This is a genomic window from Mesorhizobium sp. M7A.T.Ca.US.000.02.2.1, assembly GCF_003996995.1.
In the GTDB taxonomy this organism is placed as follows: domain Bacteria; phylum Pseudomonadota; class Alphaproteobacteria; order Rhizobiales; family Rhizobiaceae; genus Mesorhizobium.
The window spans coordinates 21,154-27,153 of sequence record NZ_RZTT01000031.1 but is presented as its reverse complement, the minus strand read 5'-3'; the positions used below and the strand labels follow the sequence as shown (position 1 = coordinate 27,153).

Below are 6,000 nucleotides of genomic sequence, written 5' to 3'. Positions count from 1 at the left end.
GACGTCGACCGGCCAAGCCGGTCAGCGGCCTTGGCAAAGCTGCCCAGCTCCATACCGGTGACGAAACTGCGCAGGACGTCGAGGTCGAAAGTTACGCGTCGCATGTCTTAAGTCCCAATTTTCAGGATTGTAAGTTCAAAACTTCCTGATTTTCAGGATGAAATTATGGCGATAGGGACAGATCGTCAAGGCCGGACCACTGGCCAGCACGGGAAATGAAATCATGTCCGCCATTGTCAATTGCAGCGACCGGCAGCCGCCGAAGCTCCTGGAAGATACCGGTTCCGCCGGGAGGGTTTTCAAGCCGGGCCATCGCTGGAAAGTTCTGGGCATCGGCGTTGCCGCCAATGCCGCCTTCTCGGCTACGTTCTCCGGCATCCCGGCGACGGCGGTCGTTCTTCGCCAGGGCTATCATTTGGGCAATGCCGAGCTCGGCCTGGCGCTCGGCCTTCTCGGGCTGGGGGTCGCGCTCAGCGAGCTGCCCTGGGGCCTGCTTACCGATCGCTGGGGCGATCGCCGCGTGCTCCTGATCGGGCTCGGCGCGACGGCGGTGTGGCTCCTGGCCATGGCGATGCTGGTTGTGCCGACAAAGGCCGGTATTCCCGGCGTCACGCTGCTCTCCGCGAGCCTGCTCATCACCGGACTGCTCGGCGGCAGCGTCAACGGTTCGAGCGGCCGCGCCATCATGGGCTGGTTTCGGGAAAACGAGCGCGGCTTTGCCATGAGCATCAGGCAGACGGCGGTGCCGCTTGGCGGTGGCCTTGGCGCGCTCGTGCTGCCCTCGCTTGCGCAGGCTTTCGGCTTTGGCGCGGTGTTCGGGGTGCTGGCGGGCGCATCCGCTCTGTCTGCCCTGTTCGCCTGGCGCTGGCTGCACGAGCCGCCGACGGCGGGCGAGGGCCATCTCGCTTCGGCTGCGGTCGGACCGGCGCCGCTGCGCAATCGCGATGTCTGGCGTATCGCGACCGCCATCGGCCTGCTCTGCTTTCCGCAGGTGGCCGTGCTCACCTTCGCCTCCGTGTTCCTGCACGATTTCGTTGGGTTGGGAACGGCGGCAATCAGCGCGAGCCTCGCCGCCGTTCAGATCGGCGCCATGGTCATGCGCATCTGGAGCGGCCGCTTCACCGACCGTCACGGCAACCGCCGCCAATTTCTTCGCTTGTGCAGCGCGTTCAGCGCCCTTGCCTTCGCCATGCTTTGGCTGCTGGTCCTGTTCGGCCCAACCGTTCCGGGCGGCCAGCTCATCTGGTTGGCTGTCCTTCCAGTCGTGCTTATTGTCGCAGGCATCTCGGTCTCCGCCTGGCACGGTGTCGCCTACACCGAGCTTGCCACCCTTGCCGGGGCCAGCCATGTCGGGACCGCGCTCAGCCTTGCCAACACCTTTGTTTTCGTAGGCTTCTTCCTGGTGCCGGTGGCCATTCCGGGGCTCTTGCACCTTTGGTCTTGGTCCGGCGTCTGGCTGGCGGCCGCCATCTGCGCGCTGATCGCCCGGCCGATCTTCCTGCGTCCGGCCTGAGTTCGGCCGCAAAACCGCCCGACTTCGGAACCACGACCTGAAGCCGGCTGAGAACAGTCCGATCGAAGCCGTTAACGTCCCATCAAGGTTAATGCATCATTTTGCTCTCCAGTGGGGTCTGTCGCGTTCCTGGAGAGTGTTCCGTGCATCGACGTGTGTTGAAGCGGCTGGTTGCCGCCGCCGGTGAGAGAAGACGTGGCTTTCTGCCCCCGTTCGTCATCGGTCTCGGCATCTGGATCGGCTTTCCGACCATCGTCGCCTATCAGGACATGACGAGCCTTGTCTCCGGCCTCGAAGCGAACACCCGCTGGAATTCCTATGTCGAGAAATCCGTCGCCGGCTCGACCCATGCTGCCGAGATGCCCTTTGTCGATTCTGATGTCACCGGCTCCATCTCCGGATCGGGTGTCCACCTGGCCGGTGTCGGCAACGTGTCGTTTCGCGGAAAGGGCGGCAAGGTCAGCGGCACGCCCGATGAGGACCGCGTCGTGCGCGCTGAGAAGAAAGGGCGCATCGTCCAGATGTCTCCCGTCGCACCGCCGAAGAACTTCAACGCCGGCTCGATCTTCGAGCGCACCTCCTCCTTGCTGCGGCCCAGCATGGACAGCGGCCTGAAAATGGCTTTCGCCAAGCCGCAGATCAAAGGCAAGGAAATCCAGATCGCCGCGGCATTCCATGCGCACGAGGATAAGAAGCCGGATCCCGGCGTGCCGGCCATGCTGGCAGCGCTGGTCAACAACGACCATCCGGACGTGCTGGCCACCGCCTACGCGCAGTCCGAGCCTGACTATGCCAAGGCATCGCCCTTCGAAGCCCTGCTTCAGGACGAGCAGCCCAATGAGGGCCGCTTCATTCCGCCGATGGCCAAGGGCGATCATTCGTGGATCCAGAACCCGCTGCCCGCCAGTGTCTTCTCCCAGAAGGAGCAGGCATGCCTTGCCAACGGCATCTATTTCGAGGCGAGGAGCGAATCCGTGCGCGGCCAGGCCGCCGTCGCCCAGGTCATCCTCAACCGCGTCCGCAATCCGACCTATCCGAATTCGATCTGCGGCGTCGTCTACCAGAACGACAGCTGGTTCAACCGTTGCCAGTTCTCCTTCGCCTGCGACGGCAGGAAGAAGCGCATCGATAGCCCAGCCGCCTACAAGACCGCCCAGGAGATCGCCATGGCCGTCACTGCCGGCAAGATCTTTATCCCGGAGGTCGGATCGTCGACCCACTACTATGCCCAATATGTCCATCCCGGCTGGGCGCGCACGATGCAGAAGATGACCAAGATCGGCTTGCATATCTTCTATCGGACCTATGGCGGCGGCTGGAGCTGAGTGCGGAGCAGCCGCTGATCTTTGACGTGGCGCGCAGCCTATCGAAGAGCCATTGCGCGGGGGATTCGCGCCATGCATCCTCGTCATCATGGCGGGCACGATGTCGCACCTTTGTAATCCATTGATTTTATTGCCTAAAATACATGGCAATGAACTTCCGCCCGTGGCTTGACGGGCGCAAACCCTCTAACTATGTTGCCGGCGACTTTAGAAGCGGACGGACGGTGATGGTCTGACCGGGCAGGGGGGTTGCGATGGCCGACAAGAATGGGCCAGACGGAACCGGAGAAACCGGCCGCGGCAATCAGCATGAACCCGATATCCGCGACGACGATCTTGAGCGCCGCCGCCGTGACCTTGAAGCTTCGCTTGCGACAAGGCGGCCGGGCCGGCTCGAGGGGAAAGACGACGCGAAAGCGGGCAGTGTGGCCGGTTACGGTCAGGCGCTCAAACTCTCCAGCGAGTTTATCGCCGGGGTGGTGGTGGGTGCCGGCATCGGCTGGATCATCGACCGTCTGGCGGGGACATCGCCATGGGGTCTGATCGTGTTTCTGCTGCTTGGCTTTGGCGCCGGAGTGCTCAATGTGATGCGTTCCGCCGGCGTTGTGGCAGAATTTGGACAAGGCGATAAATCGCGCCCTGGCCAAGACGACAAGAAATGACCGCGCACCATGTGCGGTAATGGTAACGAGGCCGTACGCGGCATTGACGGGGTTTGAACGTGGCAGCTGACAAGGTCGATCCGATCCACCAGTTCCATATCAACAAGCTGATTCCGATCGACATCGGCGGCTATGACCTGTCTTTTACCAATTCGGCACTGTTCATGGTCGCAACCGTTATCGTCGCGGCTGGATTCCTGTTTCTCACGACGTCGAGCCGCAGCCTGGTTCCCGGGCGGCTCCAGTCGGTCTCCGAGATGGCCTACGAGTTCGTCGGCAACATGTTGCGCGATGCCGCCGGCACGCAAGGCATGAAGTTCTTCCCTCTCGTGTTCTCGCTGTTCATGTTCGTGCTCGTCGCCAATCTGCTTGGCCTGTTCCCGTATTTCTTCACCGTCACCAGCCACATCATCGTCACCTTCGGCCTTGCCGTGCTGGTGATCGCAACCGTGGTCGTCTACGGCTTCATGAAGCATGGTTTTGGCTTCCTGAAACTGTTCGTGCCGCATGGCGTGCCGGTCTTCCTGCTGCCACTGGTGGTGCTGATCGAAGTGATCTCCTTCGTGTCGCGCCCGGTCAGCCTCTCGGTTCGTCTGTTCGCCAACATGCTCGCCGGCCACATCACGCTGAAAGTGTTTTCCGGCTTCGTGGTTAGCCTGAGCGCGCTCGGCGCGGTCGGCGTCGCCGGCTCGATCCTGCCTCTGGCGATGGCGGTGGCGCTGACGGCACTGGAACTGCTGGTCGCCTTCCTGCAGGCTTACGTCTTTGCCGTGTTGACCTGCATGTATCTCAACGACGCCCTGCACCCCGGGCACTAGGTCCAAAAGTTTCCGGCCCAAGAATTTCCAACATTGGCGCCGGATGGAATCGCAACGGAATTTTAGATCCAAAGGAGTTGAACAAATGGACGCAGAAGCAGCAAAGTACATCGGCGCCGGCATCGCTTGCCTGGGCATGGGTGGTGCGGGCATTGGCCTCGGCAACATCTTCGGCAGCTACCTCGCGGGCGCTCTGCGCAACCCGTCGGCTGCCGATGGCCAGTTCGGCCGCCTGATCTTCGGTTTCGCCGTGACCGAAGCTCTGGGCATCTTCTCGCTTCTCATCGCGCTTCTGGCCCTGTTCGGCTGAGCACTCGGGAAGATTGGACAGGCCGGCCGCGCGAGCGGCGGGCCTGAATTTCGGGGATAGTCCATGTTCGTGACATCTGCCTTTGCGCAAGAGTCCGCGCCATCAGCCGATACCAGCCACGCTGCTACGGAAGGCGACACGCATTCCAGCACCGGTGTGCCTGCTGAAGCGCATGGCACGTTTCCGCCATTCGATCCGGCGACGTTCCCGTCGCAGCTTCTGTGGCTGGCGATCACCTTCGGGCTGTTCTATCTCTTCCTGAAGCGGGTTGTGATGCCGCGCGTCGGCGGCATCATCGATGTCCGCAACGATCGCATCACGCAGGATCTCGATCAGGCGGCCAAGTTGAAGGGCGAGGCCGACGCTGCCGTTGCTGCCTACGAGCAGGAACTGGCGGAAGCCAAGACCAAGGCCAACGCGATCGGCCAGCAGGCCAACGACGCGGCCAAGGCCGAGGCCGACACCGCTCGCAAGAAGGTCGAGGCCGCGCTCGACGCCAAGCTTGGCGAAGCCGAGGCCCGCATTTCTTCCATCAAGGCCAATGCCATGAAGGAAGTCGGCAGCATCGCCGAGGACACCGCTTCGGCGATTGTCGAAGCCCTGGTTGGCGGCAAGGCCAGCAAGGCAGAGATCGCGGCCGCGGTCAAATCCGTGGCCCGGTGAGGAGCGCATCATGGACGCCACATCTCTCGCGACGCTCTGGGCCACGGTTGCCCTGGTCATCTTCCTGGGCATTGCCGTCTACATCAAGGTGCCTCGCCTGATCGCCAAGGCGCTCGACGCCCGCGCCGAAAGGATCAGCAACGAACTCGACGAAGCGCGCCGGCTGCGCGAGGAAGCCCAGCAACTGCTTGGCCAGTATCAGCGCAAGCGCAAGGAAGCCGAGCAGGAGGCCGCCGACATCGTCGCCGCCGCCAAGCGCGAAGCCGACTTGCTTGCCGCCGAAGCGCACAAGAAGACCGAGGACTATGTTGTCAGGCGCACCGCGCTTGCCGAGCAGAAGATCGGCCAGGCCGAGCGTGACGCCATCAGCGAAGTCCGCGCCAGCGCCGTCGACATCGCCGTAGAGGCAGCGCGCGCGCTGCTTGCCGGCAAGATCGACGCCAAGGCCGGTGCCGATCTGTTCAAGGCATCGCTTGCGGACGTGAAGTCGAAGCTGAATTAGAGGGTCCCTCTAGCCAATCATCGAAAGCCGCCCGGACAACCTGGCGGCTTTTTTGTTGTGGGCGGGGATAATCTCCCCCCTCGAGGGGGAGATGTCGCCAAAGGCGACAGAGGGGGTCGGCTCGACCGGGCGCGACGTCATTTTTGCAGCGCAGATAAGGTCGGCGTTTCACGCGCGGCGACCCCCTCTGGCCTGCCGGCCATCTCT

General features: G+C 62.8%; 7 protein-coding genes and 1 pseudogene. 7 read left to right on the top strand and 1 reads right to left on the bottom strand.

Translation table 11 applies throughout. The features are described from left to right. Positions 1 to 104: pseudogene (locus EOD15_RS36575) on the bottom strand (LysR family transcriptional regulator); the annotation flags it as partial. A gap of 119 nt (positions 105 to 223) precedes the next feature. On the opposite strand from EOD15_RS36575, the gene EOD15_RS05270 reads away from it, so the two are divergent. The 7 genes from EOD15_RS05270 to EOD15_RS05240 all read left to right on the top strand — a co-directional run bounded on the left by EOD15_RS05270 (position 224) and on the right by EOD15_RS05240 (position 5,793). Continuing rightward, on the top strand, positions 224 to 1,513 hold the full coding sequence (locus EOD15_RS05270) for an MFS transporter (RefSeq protein WP_127408332.1): 1,290 nt from the start codon (positions 224 to 226) through the stop codon (positions 1,511 to 1,513). Between the two features lie 143 nt (positions 1,514 to 1,656). After that, positions 1,657 to 2,838 (top strand): cell wall hydrolase, encoded by a 1,182-nt coding sequence (locus EOD15_RS05265; protein ID WP_127321270.1) that lies wholly within the window; start codon positions 1,657 to 1,659, stop codon positions 2,836 to 2,838. Between the two features lie 254 nt (positions 2,839 to 3,092). Continuing rightward, positions 3,093 to 3,500: an AtpZ/AtpI family protein gene (locus EOD15_RS05260; RefSeq protein ID WP_127321271.1), complete on the top strand. Its 408-nt coding sequence runs from the start codon at positions 3,093 to 3,095 to the stop codon at positions 3,498 to 3,500. Between the two features lie 59 nt (positions 3,501 to 3,559). Continuing rightward, the gene (locus EOD15_RS05255) at positions 3,560 to 4,318 is read left to right on the top strand and encodes a F0F1 ATP synthase subunit A (protein WP_023808677.1); all 759 of its coding nucleotides are present in this window, start codon (positions 3,560 to 3,562) and stop codon (positions 4,316 to 4,318) included. 85 nt (positions 4,319 to 4,403) lie between these two features. Next, positions 4,404 to 4,628, top strand: coding sequence for a F0F1 ATP synthase subunit C (locus EOD15_RS05250; protein ID WP_006206606.1), 225 nt, complete (start codon positions 4,404 to 4,406; stop codon positions 4,626 to 4,628). A gap of 63 nt (positions 4,629 to 4,691) precedes the next feature. Next, positions 4,692 to 5,291 carry a F0F1 ATP synthase subunit B gene (locus EOD15_RS05245; RefSeq protein WP_127272329.1) on the top strand — a complete coding sequence of 200 codons (600 nt, stop codon included), beginning with the start codon at positions 4,692 to 4,694 and terminating at the stop codon, positions 5,289 to 5,291. Positions 5,292 to 5,301: 10 nt separating this feature from the next. Next, positions 5,302 to 5,793, top strand: a complete 492-nt coding sequence (locus tag EOD15_RS05240) for a F0F1 ATP synthase subunit B (protein ID WP_127270951.1) — start codon at positions 5,302 to 5,304, stop codon at positions 5,791 to 5,793. The last annotated feature ends 207 nt before the right edge of the window (positions 5,794 to 6,000 follow it).